This is a genomic window from Streptomyces sp. NPDC021012 (assembly GCF_044333355.1).
Taxonomy (GTDB): Bacteria; Actinomycetota; Actinomycetes; order Streptomycetales; family Streptomycetaceae; genus Streptomyces.
The window spans coordinates 141,309-155,115 of the sequence record NZ_JBIRQU010000009.1 but is presented as its reverse complement, the minus strand read 5'-3'; the positions used below and the strand labels follow the sequence as shown (position 1 = coordinate 155,115).

The following is a 13,807-nucleotide window of genomic DNA, read 5'->3' as shown; positions in this document are numbered from 1 at the left end:
GCGGATGTCCGGTCATCGCCCCAGGAGCTCGGTGAGGGCGCCGACCGGGTCCGGGTCGGGGGCGCCGCGCGGCCACCAGTCCTCACGGCCGGTGTCCGATTCGTACCCGTACCAGAGGCCGTCCCGGCCGAGCCTGAGCTGGAGGGACTCCCCGGAGAGCCGGTTGCGCCAGGGGCGGAACATCGGGAAGTCGGCGGCGAGCAGCGCGGGTCTGGCCCGGTCGAACGGCCCGGCCGGCGGGTCCCAGGGCTCTTCGAGGACGGAGAGGCCCGCCGCGCCGCCCTGGCGCCATGCGGCGACGGCACGGGCGAGGTCCGTGGGGGTGCGGTCGAGGGCGCCCGCCAGGTCGCGGTAGAGCGCCCGGGAGGAGGCGGTGAGTCCGGAACCGGGCTGCGCGGCGGCCAGCCGGACCGCGTCCTGCCAGGGGGTGAGGGCGGCGACCGGGTCGTGGCCGGTGGCGAGGAAGGCGTGGGCGCGGGCGGCGGCCTCGGTGGCGAGGAGGTCGAGGGCGAGCGGATCGGGGGCGTGCGGGTCCGGCGGGAAGACGGCCGGCCGGCCGGGCCGGTCCGGGACCGGCAGCTCGGGGGGCAGCGGCGGGAGCCCTGCCCCGGTGGCCGCGTCGAGCGCGACGCGGGCGGGGACCGTGGGCATCTGCGGGGCGGCGGCACCCGTCTCGGCGGCGCCCCGGGCGGCGTTGCGCCGGGTGAGTTCGGCGAGGAGCTCCTGCTCGCCGCGGCCGCGCATCAGGAAGAGGACGAACGGGTCCTCGTCGAGGAGCCGGGCAGCCTGGTAGCAGAGGGCGGCGGCGTGCTTGCAGGGGTAGCCGTCGTCCGGGCAGGAGCAGTCGGGGACGAGGTCGCCCGGCGCGGGCAGCAGCCCGGTGACCGCCTCCAGGGCGTGCGGCACGTCCTTGTCGAGGAGCGCGGCGATGTGGTCGGGGCGGGCGGCGGCCTCGTCGAGGAACCTCTCCCAGCCGTCGTCGCCGAGGGTCCGCATCCTGATCTCGGTGCGGTACGGGCGGGGCCGGGTGCCGTGCACGTAGGCGACGACCCGGCCGGGGGTGACCGTGATCGCGTCGACGTGGCCGCGCCCCGCGTACGCCTTGCCGCGCGCGAGCCGGGCCGGATCGAGGGCGGCGGCCTCCAGGGCCGCGACCCAGGCGTTCCCCCACCAGGTGGCGGCGAACCGTCCGTCGGGGGCCGAGCGCGGCGCGAGCTGCGGGAAGCTGCGGCGGCGGTCGTCGTGGCGGAGGGCGGCGCCCCGCGCGCCCCGGGCGTGGTTCACGAGGGCCTCCTCAGGGACACCAGGTCGGCGAGCTCCCGGTCGGTGAGTTCGGTGAAGGCGGCCTCGCCGGAGCCGAGGACGGCGTCGGCCAGGGCCCGTTTGGCGCGGAGCAGCTCGGCGATGCGGTCCTCGACGGTCCCCTCGGCGACGAGCCGGTGGACCTGCACCGGCTGGGTCTGCCCGATGCGGTAGGCCCGGTCGGTGGCCTGCTCCTCGACGGCCGGGTTCCACCAGCGGTCGTAGTGCACGACATGGCCGGCCCGGGTGAGGTTGAGGCCGGTGCCGGCGGCCTTCAGGGAGAGCAGGAAGACGGGGACCTCGCCGGCCTGGAAGCGGTCGACCATCCGCTCCCGCTCGGGCACCGGGGTGCCGCCGTGCAGGAGTTGGGCCGGGATGCCGCGCGCGGCCAGGTGGTCGGCGAGGAGCCGCGCCATCGACACGTACTGGGTGAAGACGAGCACGGACCCGTCCTCGGCGAGGATCGTGTCGAGGAGCTCGTCGAGCAGGGCGAGCTTTCCGGAGCGGCCGGCGAGCCGCCCGCTGCCGGGGCCGCGCGGGGCCTGCTCCTTGAGGTACTGCGCGGGGTGGTTGCAGATCTGCTTGAGGGAGGTCAGCAGGCTCATGACGAGGCCCCGGCGGGCGATGCCCTCGGCCTCCTCGATGCGGGCCATGGTCTCGCGGACGACCGCCTCGTAGAGCGAGGCCTGCTCCCGGGTGAGGGCGACGGGATGGTCGGACTCCGTCTTCGGCGGCAGTTCGGGGACGATGCCGGGGTCGGACTTGCGGCGGCGCAGCAGGAAGGGCCGTACGAGCCGGGCGAGCCGCTCGACGGCCTCCGCGTGCTCGATCTCCTCGTTGTTCTCCACGGCCCGGGCGTGACGGGAGCGGAAGGCCTTGAGCGGGCCGAGGAGGCCGGGGGTGGTCCAGTCGAGGAGCGCCCAGAGTTCGGAGAGGTTGTTCTCCACGGGGGTGCCGGTGAGGGCGACCCTGGCGGGTGCGGGGATCTCGCGCAGCGCCTTGGCGGTCGCCGAGAACGGGTTCTTGACGTGCTGCGCCTCGTCGGCGACGACCATCCCCCACTCCCGCGCGGCCAGCCGGGCGGCGCTGGTGCGGAGGGTGCCGTAGGTGGTGAGGACGAAGCCGCCCTCGGTGCCGCCGAGGTCCCGGTCGACGCCGTGGAAGCGCCGTACGGGCACGTCGGGAGCGAACTTCTCCACCTCCCGCTGCCAGTTGCCGAGGAGGGAGGCCGGGCAGACGACGAGGGTGGGGGCGCGGCGGGCTCGGCGCAGGTGGAGGGCGATGAGGGTGACGGTCTTGCCGAGGCCCATGTCGTCGGCGAGGCAGCCGCCGAGGCCGAGCGAGGTCATCAGGTCCAGCCAGGCGAGGCCGCGCAGCTGGTAGTCGCGCAGGGTGGCGGTGAGTCCGGGCGGGGCCTGCACGTCCTCGGGGCCGGCCAGGAGTCGGTCGCGGAGGGCGGCGAGTGCCCCGACGGGGACGGCGGGGACGGACTCGCCGTCCACCTCGGCGGTGCCGGTGAGCGCGGCGGCGAGGGCGTCGACCGGTTCGAGCAGGCCGAGTTCGCGCTTGCGCGCCTTGCGGACGAGGGCGGGGTCGACGACGACCCACTGGTCGCGGAGGCGGACGATCGGCCGGTGGGCCTCGGCGAGGAGGTCCATCTCGCGCTCGGTGAGCGGATCGCCGTCGAGGGCCAGCTGCCAGTCGAACCGCAGCAGCTCCTCGCTGTCGAAGAAGGAGGTGCCGTCGGTGGCGGAGCCGGGCGCGGTGCGGGCGGGGCGGACGACGGCGGAGGCGCTGAGCGAGCGGGCGAGTTCGCGCGGCCAGTGGAGGGCGATCCCCGCGTCGGCGAGCCGGGCGGCGGCCGGGCCGAGCAGTTCGTACAGCTCGTCCTCGGTGACGGCGAGGACGTCGGGCACGTCCCGCTCCAGGAGCCGGGCGAGCGGAGGCCAGACGCGGGCCGCCCGGCGCAGGGCGAGGACCGCGTCGATCCGGGCGCGGGGCCCGAAGTGGTCGCCCTCGCCCGCCCACAGGTCCGTGGCGTCGATGACGAGGGTCGGGTCGGCGAGGCTGTGGATCTGGAGGAGCGCGGCGGCGGCGTGACGGTCCCCGCCGTCCTCGCCCGTGCCCGCGCCGGCCGTGGTGTCGAAGAGTTCGTACGGCGACAGGTCGAGGCGGAGCGAGACCCGCACCCCCGCGTCCATTCCGGCCGCCGCCTCGGCGGCCCAGGCATGCGCGCGGGGCAGGTGCTGCGGGGCGCGCGCCGCGAACGGCGCGCCGACCGCGTGGGCGGCGGCCGGGGTGCGGGGCAGCAGGTCGGCGACCGCGTCGAGGAACGCCCGCACGAGGGCCTCGGGCTCGGGCAGCCGCAGCGGACCGCGCCCCGGCACCGGCACGGCGTACCCCTCGTACGGCAGGGCGGCGGCGACGGCCCGCAGATGGGCGATGTCCTCGGCGTCCAGGGGGCCGGCCCGCCAGGCGTCCAGGTCGTCGGCGGTCAGCCCGGGCAGCAGCCGCCCGCGCGCGGCCAGGTGCAGGGCGTGCAGGGCGGCGGCGCCCCAGCCGGCGGTGGCGGGGTGGGCGGCCGGGTGGTGGCGGGCGGCGACGAGATGCGGCAGGGCGGTCTCGACGGGCAGGACCACGGCGGGCACGGACCGCCCCCGGGCCCCGCTGCCGTGCCGCCGGGCCACGGTCAGCTCGGCCCGCTCCGCCCCGCTCGCCTCCGGCAGCTCACCGCCGTCGGGGGCCCAGAAGGCGACCCGGCCGTCCCGGGGAAGGGCGGCCGGCAGGAAGACGGCGGCGCAGGTCGTCCAGGTGTGTGCCACGGCTCCGCTCTCCTCCCCCTCTGTGTCGGCATCCCGACCGGACCTCCGACCTTACGGGTGGGGTCTGACAACGGACGCCGGGCGGTTCCCCCGAGCGGCCCAACAGCGGATGACAGCGGTCCCCGCGGGCGCGCATGGTGGCCTGAGACGACACGACAGAAGAGGATTCCGCCATGTCCGTTCGCCGGCGTCTCACGACCGCCACCGGGGCCGTGCTCCTCACCCTCGCCGTCGCCGGCTGCTCGGGCCTCGGCCGCAGCGCCGTGGGCACGATCACGTACGAGACGCAGCGCGACCTCCTGGTGACCGTGACCAGCCCCTCCGTGAAGGGCTGCCACCGCCTGGCGCCCTCGGGCGTCACCAAGGTCGAGAACAACTCCCTGACCGACATCGTGATGTACCGGACCCGCGACTGTACGGGCGGGAACTCGATCTACGTGGCCACCAAAACCGGGAACAGGATCGCCCCGGACACCCTGCCCTGGCGCAGCTACAGCGTCGTCCACTAGGACCTGCCGACGGGCGTTCCCTTTCCCCCACCCGGGGTAGATGCTGGAAGTGACCTCGGGGCTCCGAGGGGAGATGCGACCGTCATGCGTACCGGGAACGAGCCGGCGAACGCGCGCAGCGCACTGCGCCTGCGGTTCTGGCTGAGCGTGTGGGGGCTGCTCTGGGCGGTCTTCGGCACGACCGTGTTCTCCCTGCTTGGACGCCCCGGCTGGGCGGCGGCCTGCGGAGTGCTGTTCCTGGTCGTCACGGTCGACCTGGCGGTGGTGCTGCACCACATCCACCAGGGCCCGCACTGGCAGCCGGGCCGGGGCATCCCCCCGTACGAACCCGATCACGGCAACAGGCGCCGCTGACGCCCCGCCCGGACCCGCTCGGTCCGGGCCCGCTCAGTTCCGGGTGTCGAACCCCGCCGCCCGGAGGTACTCCGGCTTCGGGTCGAGCGCGGCCGCGAGGCGGAAGTGCCGCGTGGCCTGGGCGGTCAGCCCGGAGCGCTCGAAGGTGCGGCCCAGCGCGAAATGCGCGAAGGCGTTGTCCGGCTCGCGCTCCAGGACCAGCTCGAACTCCAGCTGCGCCGGGCGCAGCTGCGCGGCGGCGAAGAACGCCCGGGCGCGCAGCAGGCGTGCCGCCGTGTTCTCGGGGTGGGCGGCGATCACCGAGTCCAGCAGCTTCACGGCCCCACGAGGGTCCCGCGCGGCCAGCAGGTGCTCGGCGGCGCGGAAGTCGATGACGTGCGTTTCCGGGTTCCTGTCGGCCACGATGGCATCCTTCCCCTCGATCGGGTGGTTGAACACCGGGCCCGGCGGCCGCATTCCGGCTAGGCCCCCTCCGCGGGGGCCCCGGCGCGGCGCTCCAGCTCCTCCCAGACCTTCCGCACCTGGGGCTCGAGAGCGTCGAGCGGCCCGTCGTTGTCGATCACGAGGTCGGCGACGGCCAGCCGCTGCGCCCGCGTGGCCTGGGCGGCCATCCTGGCCTCGGCCTCGGACGCGGCCATGCCGCGGAGCCGTACCAGGCGGTCGAGCTGGGTCGCCGGGGAGGCGTCCACCACCACGACCAGGTCGTACAGCGGCGCGAGCCCGTTCTCGGTCAGCAGGGGTACGTCGTGGACGACGACGTCCCCGGCGCCCGCGCGACTCTCCAGCTCCGCCGACCGGGCCCCGACCAGCGGGTGGACGATGGCGTTGAGCGTGGCCAGGCGGTCGGGGTCGGCGAACACGATGGAGCCGAGCTTCGGCCGGTCGAGCGTCCCCTCCGCGGTGAGGACGCCGTCCCCGAAGGCCGCCACGACGGCCGCGAGCCCCGGGGTCCCGGGCTCGACGACCTCGCGCGCGATCCGGTCCGCGTCGATCAGTACGGCTCCGTACGAGACGAGCAGCCGTGACACTTCGCTCTTGCCGGCGCCGATCCCGCCGGTCAGGCCCACCTTCAGCATGAGCGGCAGCTTAGGGCCTGCCCCGGCGGGCCTAGGAGTCGCCCTCCCGCTCCGCGAGGAAGCGCTCGAACTCGCGGCCCAGCTCGTCGGCGGACGGCAGGTCGACCGGCTCGGCGACCAGGCTGCCGCGCGTCTCGGCGCCGGCCACCGCGTCGTACTGGTGCTCGAGGCCCTGCACGAGCGCGACCAGCTCCTCGTCGCCCTCGCCGATCTGGCGGTCGATCTCGGTCTGGGTGCGGCGGGCCTCGGTCCGCAGGGAGTGGGCGACGCCCGGGAGGACGAGACCGGTGGCGGCGGTGACGGCCTCCAGGGCGGTCAGGGCCGCGTCCGGGTACGGGGAGCGGGCCACGTAGTGCGGGACGTGGGCGGCGACGCCGAGGGTGTCGTGGCCGGCCTCGGTGAGCCGGTACTCGATGAGGGACTCGGCACTGCCGGGGACCTGGGCCTCGTCGAAGGGGCTGCGGTGGCCGGGCATGAGGTCGGTGCGGCTGCCGTGCGGGGTGAGGCCGACCGGGCGGGTGTGCGGCACGCCCATGGGGATGCCGTGGAAGTTGACGGAGAGGCGCACGCCGAGACGCTCGACGATCTGCCGGACGGCGACGGCGAACCGCTCCCACTCCACGTCCGGCTCGGGGCCGGAGAGGACGAGGAAGGGCGCGCCGGTGGCGTCCTGCACGAGGCGGACCTCGATGGACGGCGTCTCGTACGCGGTCCAGCGGTCGCGCCGGAAGGTCAGCAGCGGGCGGCGGGCGCGGTAGTCCACGAGCCGGTCGTGGTCGAAGCGGGCCACCAGCTGGTGCGGAAGGGTGTCGAGCAGCCCGTCGATGATCTGCTCACCGGTCTCGCCCGCGTCGATGTAGCCCTCGAAGTGGTACAGCATGACCAGCCCGGCCGACTCCTGCGCCAGGGCCAGGTCGACGACGGCCACGCCCTTCGGGTCCCATTCGTACAAATCCTGGGGATCAAGCACGATTACCGCTCCTCCTCGTGTTCTCTCTGGAAACGCCGGGCGCGGCACGGCCATTCCCGGTCGCGCGATCTTCCGGTGGAGGACTTGGCGGCTCCGGCGGGACTCCGGTGGGACTCGCGGGAACGACCGAGGCCCGCTCCCCTGAAGGGGAGCGGGCCTCGATGCGCTATCGGCTAGCGCTCAGCGGAGAGCCTGTTCAGCTCTGGCCGCCGGCGAGCTTCTCGCGGAGGGCGGCGAGCGCCTCGTCCGACGCCAGGGCGCCGGCGTTGTCGTCCGACTCCGAGGAGTACGAACCGCCCGAGATGCCCGCACCGGCGTTGCCGGCGGCCGGGGCGGCAGCGCCCTCGGCAGCGGCGGCCTCGTCGGCCTCGCGGGACTTGATGACCTGGGCCTGGTGCTGCTCGAAGCGAGCCTGCGCCTCGGCGTACTGGGTCTCCCAGGCCTCGCGCTGAGCCTCGTAGCCCTCGAGCCAGTCGTTGGTCTCGGGGTCGAAGCCCTCGGGGTAGATGTAGTTGCCCTGGTCGTCGTAGGACGCGGCCATGCCGTACAGGGTCGGGTCGAACTCGACCGAGGCCGGGTCGGCACCGAAGGACTCGTTGGCCTGCTTCAGCGAGAGGCTGATGCGACGACGCTCGAGGTCGATGTCGATGACCTTGACGAAGATCTCGTCGTTGACCTGGACGACCTGCTCCGGGATCTCCACGTGGCGCTCGGCCAGCTCGGAGATGTGGACCAGACCCTCGATGCCCTCGTCCACGCGGACGAACGCACCGAACGGAACCAGCTTGGTGACCTTACCCGGGACGACCTGGCCGATCTGGTGGGTCCGGGCGAACTGCTGCCACGGGTCCTCCTGCGTCGCCTTCAGCGACAGGGAGACGCGCTCGCGGTCCATGTCCACGTCGAGAACCTCGACGGTGACCTCCTGGCCGACCTCGACGACCTCGGACGGGTGGTCGATGTGCTTCCAGGACAGCTCGGAGACGTGCACGAGACCGTCGACGCCACCCAGGTCCACGAAGGCACCGAAGTTGACGATCGAGGACACGACGCCGGAGCGGACCTGACCCTTCTGGAGGGTCGTGAGGAAGGTCTGGCGAACCTCGGACTGGGTCTGCTCGAGCCAGGCGCGGCGGGACAGGACCACGTTGTTGCGGTTCTTGTCCAGCTCGATGATCTTGGCCTCGAGCTCCTTGCCCACGTAGGGCTGGAGGTCGCGGACACGACGCATCTCGACGAGGGAGGCCGGCAGGAAGCCACGGAGGCCGATGTCGAGGATGAGACCACCCTTGACGACCTCGATGACGGTACCGGTGACGATGCCGTCCTCTTCCTTGATCTTCTCGATGGTGCCCCAGGCGCGCTCGTACTGGGCGCGCTTCTTCGAGAGGATCAGGCGGCCTTCCTTGTCCTCCTTCTGGAGAACCAGGGCCTCGATCTCGTCGCCGACCTTGACGACCTCGTTCGGGTCGACGTCGTGCTTGATCGAGAGCTCGCGGCTCGGGATGACACCTTCGGTCTTGTAACCGATGTCGAGCAGGACCTCGTCCCGGTCGACCTTCACGATGACGCCGTCGACGATGTCGCCGTCGTTGAAGTACTTGATCGTCTCGTCGATCGCGGCGAGGAAGGCTTCCTCGTTACCGATGTCGTTGACCGCAACCTGCGGGGTGGTGGCGGTGGTCTCGGTGCTGCTCGTCATGTGGGAAAGGGCTCCGGTTACGGACAGAAAGTCGTAGGTACTGCTACGCCGAGAGCCCGTATCGCACCAGGAAGCCGGACAGCCAATGAAGCACCCTTCCGCGAACGGGAGGGAACCTCGAAAACCGAGGGGACATACAACAGGTGCGAGCACGGCCTGCTCCGTCTGAGGCGCGCAGGCCCGCAGCGCAACCTTTAGCATACGGGGGCGGCCGGACAGGGTCAATGCGCGAAGCGCACACCCGGGGCAGATCCCCTCAATTCCGGCGCGACTCATGGCCCTTGCGCCGCCACGGCGGGGGTCCGCCGCTCCGCGGCACTGAGCGCAAACTACATCGGCGGGCGAGATGAACCAAGAGTACGGACACGAAGACGCGGTCGACGGGGAGGACGACGGGGCCGAGGCGACCCGGCGTGACGCGGGGGACGCGGAGAGCAGCCGGGCCAGCCGCGGCTGGTGGGACCGGAACGCGGACGAGTACCAGAGCGAGCACGGCTCCTTCCTGGGCGACGACCGGTTCGTGTGGGGTCCCGAGGGGCTCGACGAGGCCGAGGCCGGGCTCCTCGGGCCGGCCGCGTCGCTGAAGGGCCTCGACGTCCTGGAGATCGGCGCGGGCGCGGCGCAGTGCTCGCGCTGGCTGGCGGCGCAGGGGGCGCGGCCGGTGGCCCTCGACCTCTCGCACCGGCAGCTCCAGCACGCGCTGCGGATCGGCGGGGAGGTGCCGCTGGTGGAGGCGGACGCGGGGGCGCTGCCCTTCCGCGGCGGCTCCTTCGACCTGGCGTGCTCGGCGTACGGCGCGGTGCCGTTCGTCGCGGACCCGGTGCGGGTCTTCCGCGAGGTGCGGCGGGTGCTGCGGCCGGGTGGCCGCTGGGTGTTCTCGGTGACGCACCCGATCCGCTGGGCGTTCCCGGACGAGCCGGGGCCGGAGGGCCTCTCGGTCGCCGCCTCGTACTTCGACCGCACGCCGTACGTCGAGCAGGACGAGCAGGGGCGGGCCGTGTACGTGGAGCACCACCGGACCCTCGGGGACCGGGTGCGGGACGTGGTGGCCGGCGGCTTCCGGCTGGTGGACCTGGTGGAGCCGGAGTGGCCGGCCTGGAACAGCCAGGAGTGGGGCGGCTGGTCCCCGCTGCGGGGGAACCTGATCCCTGGGACGGCGATCTTCGTCTGCGAGCGGGACGACTAGCAGGTCCCGCTCGACTCGTTAGTCCTACTTATGGAGGGCCCTGTGGATGACGGGGCCCTCCCTTTTCTTCTCACGTACGAGACTGAGTGCGTGATCCGAAACGACGTACTCGACCGTCTCCCCGTCCGCCATGCCGTCCCCGAGCTGCTCGCCGCACTCGCGGAGCGCGGCACGGCGGTGCTGTCCGCTCCGCCCGGCACCGGCAAGACGACGCTGGTGCCGCTGGCGCTCGCGGGGCTGATAGGGGACGGACCGGTGCGCCGGGTACTGGTGGCCGAGCCGCGGAGGATGGCGGTGCGGGCGGCGGCCCGGCGGATGGCCTGGCTGCTCGGCGAGGAGGTCGGCGGCGCGGTCGGCTTCTCGGTCCGCGGCGAGCGGCGGACCGGCCCCGGCACCCGGGTCGAGGTGGTGACCACGGGCATCCTGCTCCAGCGGCTCCAGCGCGATCCGGAGCTGGCGGGGGTGGACGTGGTGCTGCTCGACGAGTGCCACGAGCGGCATCTCGACGCGGACACGGCCATGGCCTTCCTGGTGGACGTGCGGGCGGCGCTGCGGCCGGAGCTGAAGCTGGTCGCGGCCTCCGCGACGAGCGACGCCGAGGCCTGGGCGGAGCTGCTCACGGTCCTGGACGGCAGCGGACCCGCGCCGATCGTGCGGAGCCAGGGCGAGGGCCACGGGTACGCGGTGAAGTTCGCCGCGCCGCCGGCCGGGATCAGGCCCGCGCACGGCACCTGGGTGGATCCGGCCCTGCTGCGTCACGTGGCGGCGACGGTCCGGCTGGCGCTGGAGCGGCACGAGGGCGACGTCCTGTGCTTCCTCCCGGGCACGGGCGAGATCGCGCGGACGGCGGGACTGCTCGACGGGGTGGACGCGGAGGTGCTCCAGCTGCACGGGCGGGCTCCCGCCGCCGTGCAGGACGCGGTGCTGCGGGGTGCCGGGCCGGACGGGCGGCGGCGGGTGGTGCTCTCGACGTCGGTCGCGGAGTCGAGCCTGACGGTGCCGGGGGTGCGGATCGTCGTGGACTCGGGGCTCGCGCGGGAGCCCCGGACGGACCACGCCCGGGGTCTCGGGTCCCTCGCGACGGTGCCGGTGTCGACCGCGGCGGCGACCCAGCGGGCCGGGCGCTCGGGCCGTGAGGCGTCCGGGGTGGTCTACCGCTGCTGGGCGGAGGCGGAGGACGGCGGTCGGGCGCGGTTCCCCTCGCCCGAGATCAGGATCGCCGACCTGGCGGACTTCGCCCTGCGGGCCGCCTGCTGGGGCGACCCGACGGCGGAGGGGCTCGCGCTGCTCGACCCGCCGCCGGCCGGGGCGATGGCGGCGGCCCGCGCGGTCCTCGGGTCGATCGGGGCGGTGGACGGGGACGGCCGGGCCACGGAGCGGGGCGTACGGATGTCCCGGCTCGGGCTGCACCCCCGGCTGGGGCGCGCGCTGCTCGACGGGGCTCCCGAGGTCGGGGTCCGGCGGGCGGCGGAGGTGGTGGCGCTGCTCAGCGAGGAGCCGCCGCGCGAGTACGGGGACGATCTGGCGGCGGCCTGGCGGACGGCCCGTCAGGGCTCCGACGGGTACGGCGCGCGGTGGCGGGCGGAGGCCCGGCGGCTGGAGCGGTCGGCCGGCGAGGTGGTGGGCGGGGGCGCCGCCGCTGCCGAGCGGGAGGGCGAGGACTCCGTGGCCGGGCTGGTGACGGCGTTGGCGTTTCCGGAGCGGGTGGCCAGGGCCCGGGAGCAGGGTGGCTATCTGATGGTGTCGGGGAGCGGGGCGCGGCTGGCCGAGGGGTCCCGACTGGGGACCGGCCGGTGGCTGGCCGTGGCGGTGGCGGACCGCACGGCGCGGGACGCCACGGCGCGGGTGCGGCTCGCGGCCGTGGTGGACGAGGCCATGGCGTGCCGGGCGGCGGGGCATCTGCGGAGCACCGGTGAGGAGGTCCGCTGGGAGGACGGGGACGTGGTGGCGCGGTCGGTGGACCGGCTCGGCGCGGTCGAGCTGACGGTCCGTCCCCTGGGCGCCGGGGCCGAGCCCGCTCTCGTGCGGGAGGCGCTGCTCGACGGTCTGCGGCGCGAGGGGCTCGGGCTGCTGCGGTGGCGTCGGGAGGCCGGGGAGCTGCGCGAGCGGCTGGCCTTCCTCCACCGGGAGCTGGGCGGGCCGTGGCCCGACGTGTCGGACGGGGCGCTGGTCGACCGGGCCGGGGAGTGGCTGGAGCCGGAGCTGTCGCGGGCGTCGCGGCGGGCCGATCTGGGGCGGATCGACGCCGGGGAGGCGCTGCGGCGGCTGCTGCCCTGGGCGTCGGGCGAGGCGGTGCGGCTCGACGAGCTGGCGCCGGAGCGGATCGAGGTGCCGAGCGGTTCGCGGATACGGGTCGAGTACGGGGGTGAGCGGCCGGTGCTCGCGGTGAAGCTCCAGGAGATGTTCGGGCTGGCCGAGACGCCCCGGGTGGCCGGGGTCCCGGTGCTCGTCCACCTCCTCTCCCCCGCCGGCCGGCCCGCGGCGGTCACGGCCGACCTGGCGTCCTTCTGGCGGGACGGCTACCGCGCGGTGCGGGCGGAGTTGCGGGGGCGTTACCCGAAGCACCCCTGGCCCGAGGATCCGTCCGCGGCGGTGCCGACCCGGCACACCAGCGCGCGGCTCAGAGCGGAGCGCTGACCGGAACCGGCGTGGGGGCGGTGGGCGGTTCCGGCTCGGGGCGGCGGGAGCGGGCCTCCAGCCAGAGGGAGAGGGCGAGGAGGGCGAGGGCGAGGAAGGTGAGGCTCCAGGGGACGTAGGAGACGAGCATGAGGACCATGAGGCGGTTGGAGGAGACCATCGCGCCGACGCTTTCGAGGTAGTCCTCGCGCATCCTCACGTGTCCCGCGAAGACGGTGAGGGTGTCCTGCCCCATCAGCTTCCTGGCGTTGCGGAGCTCTTCCTTGTGGATCTCCTCGCCGTTGACGGGTGCTCCGGTGACCGGCTCGATCCAGAACATGCGCTTGGTCGTGTACCAGCGGGTGAGGCCCGAGTCGGCGAGGATCTTGGGAGTGATGCCCTTGACCGGCATGGTCTTGGGCATGGGGACCTTCGTCCAGGGGATGGTCTGCTCGAAGTAGTAGACCTCCATGCCGCGGAAGGTGCGGGTGCCCTTGTAGTGGATGGGGGCCGCGGTGCGGGTCTGGGCGTCGAAGTACTGGTAGTCGCGCTTCTCGGTGAGGAAGGGGAACTTGAACTCGATGCCCTCGCGCCGGACCGGGTCTCCGTCGACGGATTCACCGGTGGCGTGGACGGGGTCCTGGGTGTGGGCGTCGAAGACGTACCGCTCCGGGACCTGGGAGACCATCTTGCCGTCGGGCCCGGTGACGTAGGCGAGGGCGTCCCAGACGACGACGTCGCGTCCGGCGTCGCGTTCGATGCGCCGAGACTCCTCCACGTTGCCCTTGAGGGTCTGGATGATCGTGATCTTGTCGACCTTCTCGGCCTTGAGGGTGGAGTAGTCGAGGAGGGTCGCGGGCCGCGCCTCCAGGACGGTCTCCTGGTACTGGTTCGCCGGGATCTTCGCCAGGCGGGGGAAGGCGTACCAGCGCAGGGTCGGGGCCATCGCGGCGCAGAAGACGGCGAGGGCGAGGAGGACGAGGCTGGCTCGGCGGCGCACGGTCGCCCCCTACTTCCTGGGGCCGGGGTCGGCGGTCAGCAGGGGCTTGGGCGAGGTGGGGCCGTCGGGCGGCAGATCGACCACGGAGAGGAGCAGGACGAAGAGGAGGACTGGGGCGAGTCCGATGGCGGCGGCGACGAGGGCGCGCATGGTCGGCCTCCCGGGATGCGATCTGATAGGGCGTCAGGGCGGGGGCACCGTAGCAACGCGGCCGCGAGATGAGAACACGTTGCACCCGGGCAACGCGAAGCGCCGTCCCTTCGCCCGGTG

Annotated in this window: 12 protein-coding genes; 4 read left to right on the top strand and 8 right to left on the bottom strand. The window is 74.0% G+C overall.

Going from position 1 to position 13,807, the window contains the following annotated elements; translation table 11 throughout:
* Positions 1 to 12: 12 nt before the first annotated feature.
* Positions 13 to 1,284 carry an SWIM zinc finger family protein gene (locus tag ACH4TP_RS27785; protein WP_398439422.1) on the bottom strand — a complete coding sequence of 424 codons (1,272 nt, stop codon included), beginning with the start codon at positions 1,282 to 1,284 and terminating at the stop codon, positions 13 to 15.
* Entirely contained in the window at positions 1,281 to 4,124 is a 2,844-nt protein-coding gene (locus ACH4TP_RS27780) for an SNF2-related protein (protein WP_398439421.1), read from the bottom strand. Before ACH4TP_RS27780 ends, ACH4TP_RS27785 begins: the two co-directional genes overlap by 4 nt.
* Positions 4,125 to 4,297: 173 nt before the next feature.
* On the opposite strand from ACH4TP_RS27780, the gene ACH4TP_RS27775 reads away from it, so the two are divergent.
* Both ACH4TP_RS27775 and ACH4TP_RS27770 read left to right on the top strand, forming a co-directional pair.
* Positions 4,298 to 4,633, top strand: coding sequence for a hypothetical protein (locus ACH4TP_RS27775; protein ID WP_389223732.1), 336 nt, complete (start codon positions 4,298 to 4,300; stop codon positions 4,631 to 4,633).
* Positions 4,634 to 4,717: 84 nt separating this feature from the next.
* Positions 4,718 to 4,987: a DUF6343 family protein gene (locus ACH4TP_RS27770; RefSeq protein WP_398177441.1), complete on the top strand. Its 270-nt coding sequence runs from the start codon at positions 4,718 to 4,720 to the stop codon at positions 4,985 to 4,987.
* 33 nt (positions 4,988 to 5,020) lie between these two features.
* Here ACH4TP_RS27770 and ACH4TP_RS27765 read toward each other — a convergent pair whose 3' ends face one another.
* From ACH4TP_RS27765 to rpsA, 4 genes are all read right to left on the bottom strand, one after another.
* Entirely contained in the window at positions 5,021 to 5,389 is a 369-nt protein-coding gene (locus tag ACH4TP_RS27765; protein ID WP_389223738.1) for a tetratricopeptide repeat protein, read from the bottom strand.
* Positions 5,390 to 5,448: 59 nt separating this feature from the next.
* Entirely contained in the window at positions 5,449 to 6,063 is a 615-nt protein-coding gene (coaE, locus tag ACH4TP_RS27760; RefSeq protein ID WP_398177445.1) for a dephospho-CoA kinase, read from the bottom strand.
* 31 nt (positions 6,064 to 6,094) lie between these two features.
* Positions 6,095 to 7,033, bottom strand: a complete 939-nt coding sequence (locus ACH4TP_RS27755) for a PAC2 family protein (protein ID WP_389223744.1) — start codon at positions 7,031 to 7,033, stop codon at positions 6,095 to 6,097.
* 196 nt (positions 7,034 to 7,229) lie between these two features.
* On the bottom strand, positions 7,230 to 8,735 hold the full coding sequence (gene rpsA / locus ACH4TP_RS27750; RefSeq protein ID WP_388853528.1) for a 30S ribosomal protein S1: 1,506 nt from the start codon (positions 8,733 to 8,735) through the stop codon (positions 7,230 to 7,232).
* Positions 8,736 to 9,081: 346 nt separating this feature from the next.
* Between rpsA and ACH4TP_RS27745 the strand changes: the two genes are divergently transcribed.
* The gene (locus ACH4TP_RS27745; protein WP_398439420.1) at positions 9,082 to 9,921 is read left to right on the top strand and encodes a class I SAM-dependent methyltransferase; all 840 of its coding nucleotides are present in this window, start codon (positions 9,082 to 9,084) and stop codon (positions 9,919 to 9,921) included.
* A gap of 90 nt (positions 9,922 to 10,011) precedes the next feature.
* Positions 10,012 to 12,558 (top strand): ATP-dependent helicase HrpB, encoded by a 2,547-nt coding sequence (hrpB, locus tag ACH4TP_RS27740; protein ID WP_398439419.1) that lies wholly within the window; start codon positions 10,012 to 10,014, stop codon positions 12,556 to 12,558.
* Here the strand turns inward: hrpB and ACH4TP_RS27735 are convergent.
* Together ACH4TP_RS27735 and ACH4TP_RS27730 are read right to left on the bottom strand one after the other, a co-directional pair.
* Positions 12,542 to 13,537, bottom strand: a complete 996-nt coding sequence (locus ACH4TP_RS27735) for a DUF3068 domain-containing protein (RefSeq protein ID WP_398177455.1) — start codon at positions 13,535 to 13,537, stop codon at positions 12,542 to 12,544. The genes hrpB and ACH4TP_RS27735 overlap by 17 nt on opposite strands.
* Before the next feature lie 9 nt (positions 13,538 to 13,546).
* On the bottom strand, positions 13,547 to 13,687 hold the full coding sequence (locus ACH4TP_RS27730; RefSeq protein ID WP_389223756.1) for an SPW_0924 family protein: 141 nt from the start codon (positions 13,685 to 13,687) through the stop codon (positions 13,547 to 13,549).
* Positions 13,688 to 13,807: the final 120 nt, after the last annotated feature.

Excerpts from the sequence above, each read along its gene's own strand:
- ACH4TP_RS27775 (WP_389223732.1), top strand. The coding sequence starts at position 4,298 with ATGTCCGTTCGCCGGCGTCTCACGACCGCCACCGGGGCCGTGCTCCTC.
- ACH4TP_RS27770 (WP_398177441.1), top strand. The coding sequence starts at position 4,718 with ATGCGTACCGGGAACGAGCCGGCGAACGCGCGCAGCGCACTGCGCCTG.
- coaE (WP_398177445.1), bottom strand. The coding sequence starts at position 6,063 with ATGCTGAAGGTGGGCCTGACCGGCGGGATCGGCGCCGGCAAGAGCGAA.
- rpsA (WP_388853528.1), bottom strand. The coding sequence starts at position 8,735 with ATGACGAGCAGCACCGAGACCACCGCCACCACCCCGCAGGTTGCGGTC.
- ACH4TP_RS27745 (WP_398439420.1), top strand. The coding sequence starts at position 9,082 with ATGAACCAAGAGTACGGACACGAAGACGCGGTCGACGGGGAGGACGAC.
- ACH4TP_RS27730 (WP_389223756.1), bottom strand. The coding sequence starts at position 13,687 with ATGCGCGCCCTCGTCGCCGCCGCCATCGGACTCGCCCCAGTCCTCCTC.